Origin of the sequence: Shewanella sp. 11B5 (assembly GCF_002836795.1) — a bacterium.
Lineage (GTDB): Bacteria > Pseudomonadota > Gammaproteobacteria > Enterobacterales > Shewanellaceae > Shewanella > Shewanella frigidimarina.
Genome location: NZ_PJAP01000884.1, coordinates 1 through 3,404, shown reverse-complemented (window position 1 = coordinate 3,404; position 3,404 = coordinate 1). Strand labels below are relative to the sequence as shown.

The following is a 3,404-nucleotide window of genomic DNA, read 5'->3' as shown; positions in this document are numbered from 1 at the left end:
ACGCTCAAGTTTGGTACGAATTTCGTTAATGGTAAAGTCTTGCTGGCCAAGGTGCCAATAAGCACTATTAAAAACGTTATCGATGGTTTTGGCTTGACGTAGTGGTGGACGCTGCATAAAAAAATAATCTTAAATTCAAAAATAACCAAAAACAGTGTAGCAGTTCATCACGTTATTGAGTACGCACCTGACGGACCGTTGTACTGATACGGTGTGAAAGCAAGGCCGTGAAATACCAATAGAATTTACGGCTTAGTTCTAACGCTCCCATATATAAACCAGCCTGATACGTGGATTCAAACAACTAAAAACTGCACCACACACAAAAACTAAACTCACATTTTAATAATATAAGCCCTTACACAATGCAGCCTCGCCAACCTCTATAACGGGTAAAATGGCTAGCTTACATACAGCTCATCAATCAAGATTTTGATTAATCTCTCGGCGGGCATTTCGCGTGCGAAAGGTGCGCCTTGACCAGCCCATTGTGCCGCGAACTGATGATTATCGAGTTTGTTGGCAATCGCATTAAGCTGCTTGGCCGCATCATAAGCAACCGGATATGCCGCGGGTGTTGGAGCCTCTATTGATTCACCGTGAGTAATGAAGCGATTAATGATTCCGCGAGCGGGCCGACCAGACAGCACAGAAGTCAGTTTGGTGAAACTTGCTCGCTCACTTTTGAGGTTTTCGCGATAACTAGCATTTGCCGCAGATTCAGGACACAGTATAAAGGCGGTGCCAAGCTGCGCTGCAACTGCACCCAAATCGAGAGCCGCTTTAATTCCCAGCCCATCCATAATGCCTCCAGCGGCAATGACAGGTAATTGAGTCTGTTGCACCAGTAATCTGACCAATTCCGAAGTGCTTAAGAGTTCATCTATAAGCGCAGGATTAAACATACCGCGATGCCCACCAGCTTCAATACCTTGCGCAACGATGGCATCAATCCCAGCGAGCTCAATAGACTGTGCTTCTTGTAAATTAGTTGCAGTAGCGATGGTATAAATACCAGCTTGTTTTAGGGCGCTAAGTTTTTCACTTGATGGCAAGCCAAAATGAAAACTCACCACCGCAGGGCGTTCATTCAGCAGCATGTTGAACATGGCTTCATCTTCGATAAAACTGGTATAGATTTCATCGATTTGGGTTGGTGCTTTTGCACCCAACTCAACAAATAACTCATCCAGATGGTGTAACCAAGCATGTTCTTTTATTGCATCACGCTGAGCAGGTGCATGACAAAATACATTCACATTAAACGGCGCATTGGTAAGCAAGCGGGTTTCCCTAATCAACTGTTGAGCTTGCGCTACCGAACTAGCACCAATCCCCAATGCGCCGAGACCACCAGCGTTTGAAACTGCTGCAGCCAATTGCGGCGTAGAAACACCAGCCATCGGCGCTTGAATAATAGGCTGAATGCCAAAACGTTCTGTAAATGAATTATGCGCGTTCACAGCCGCTCCTCAAAAATGACACTACCGATTAGTTAATCATAAAAACAAACAAGTTAACCCACCATTTCCAACGTACTCTTAGTCGAGACTGATTAACAATAGCTAATCAGGAATAGTTAACACGATTTTACCCACATGCTTCTTTTTCAAGAACACGTCCTGGGCTTGAGCAATCGCTTCTAGTGGGAAGGTTTGCGCCACAATGGGGGTTATTTTACCTTGTTCAATACAGTGAATTAAGTTTTGGAACACCTCAGATTCAAGCACGGTGCAGCCGAAAAAGCTTAAGTCTTTTAAATAAAGTGTTCTGATGTCTAACTCAACTAAGGCGCCGCCAATCGCACCCGATACGGCATATCTTCCGCCTGGTGTTAATACTTGTAAAAACTGCGGCCATTGTGGGCCAGCAACCAGATCGATGACAACATCAATACTGTTTTCACCTAATGTGTCGACAAAATCAGCATCTCGCGATATGACTTGGTCGGCACCCAAATCCAACAATTGCTGATTTTTACTTAGGCTAGTAATCGCGATTACCTGCGCTCCGCGAGCTTTGGCAAGTTGAATAGCAGCAGAACCTACACCACCAGAAGCGCCCGAGATCAACACTCGGTCTTGGGCTGTTACGTTAGCCCGAGTAAGCATATTTTCGGCGGTTGAGTAAGAGCATGGAAATGAAGCCAGTTCGATATCAGACAAAGCGCTGTTCACTGCGTATGCATGTTTGGCTGCTATAACGGTGTATTGAGCAAATCCACCGTCACACTCAGAGCCATTATACCAAGGAGATTCAAGTGCCTCGCCATTAGCTTCGCGAATACAAGGTTCAATTAATACACGCTCACCAATCCGTGCAGCACTGACATTATCGCCCACAGCAACAATCACACCACAGACGTCGGCACCTTGAATACGAGGAAAAACCAGCGCATTACCAGACCAACTTGCGTCGGTGTCACCGCCATCGTTTTTTGAATACCAGGCAATTCGAGTATTGATATCGGTATTGTTAACCCCCGCGGCGTGAACCCGAATAAGCACTTCGTTTGCGCTGGGTAGCGGCACGGAAATATCATCTCGGTATTGGAGTACTTCTGGGCCGCCATGGCCGGTGAGTAGAACGCCTTTCATCGTTTTGGGGATCATCATATTCATTGTTCCTGTTTAAAAAATTGAAGTACGGTTTTTTGAGCAGATATTACCGCCTCTGTGCCCAACACTGGCCACGCGCTCGATACCCCTTCATGCAATATAAAAAGGGCTGTAGCTAGCTCTTCTCTGTTGCTTTGTTGACCTAACATATGACGAACTTCCGCTTTGTGCTCTTTTACCGCTTTACTAATAAGCGCGTTGTCGGGAAAGGCTGCAATGGCATTCATTGAGAGGCACCCATGCGGTGCACTTTCTGTCATCCATCGTTCAAGCTTTTGAAAAATATGGATGACAGATTCGATGCCCTTATGGGGATTGTCGTTAAGTAAAAAAGCCAGATATCTTTGGTGTCTGTACTCTAGCGCCGCAACGATCATCGCTTCTTTTGATGGGTAATGTTTATAGAGTGTACGTAAGCTGACATTACATGCCGCTTTCAATTGAGCCACGTTCGGCTCAGCAAATCCGTGGGTGCTAAAAGCCTGTTCAAGGCTCGCCGCAATTTGATGTTTTAACATAACAACCATTTAGTAGAACAAGTATTCTACCCACAAGGTAGAATACTTATTCTACCTTGTCAAATTTATAGCCATTATTATCATATTGATTTGAAGTATCAGCGCATCTCTATAATGTTTAATAGCGAATATGACGTTCCAGTTGCACGAGTATCTGATAGTGTTTAAAGGCCAAAGGGCAGCAAACCCGATCACGGTTTCTCATTTGAAATAAGTGCTATTAGTCACAAATTTGTGCGTTTTGCGCCACCGCATCATGATCAAAGGG

General features: G+C 44.9%; 3 protein-coding genes and 1 pseudogene. All 4 read right to left on the bottom strand.

Annotated elements, in window-relative coordinates; all coding sequences use genetic code 11:
* Positions 1–117, bottom strand: a pseudogene (locus CXF78_RS21930) (RecX family transcriptional regulator); the annotation flags it as partial.
* Positions 118–401: 284 nt separating this feature from the next.
* Positions 402–1,463: an NAD(P)H-dependent flavin oxidoreductase gene (locus tag CXF78_RS17675; RefSeq protein ID WP_102037496.1), complete on the bottom strand. Its 1,062-nt coding sequence runs from the start codon at positions 1,461–1,463 to the stop codon at positions 402–404.
* Positions 1,464–1,565: 102 nt separating this feature from the next.
* A complete protein-coding gene (locus CXF78_RS17670; RefSeq protein WP_374702304.1) occupies positions 1,566–2,615 on the bottom strand; it encodes an alcohol dehydrogenase family protein in 1,050 nt (349 codons plus the stop codon).
* 2 nt (positions 2,616–2,617) lie between these two features.
* Positions 2,618–3,136: a TetR/AcrR family transcriptional regulator gene (locus CXF78_RS17665; RefSeq protein ID WP_102037494.1), complete on the bottom strand. Its 519-nt coding sequence runs from the start codon at positions 3,134–3,136 to the stop codon at positions 2,618–2,620.
* Positions 3,137–3,404: the final 268 nt, after the last annotated feature.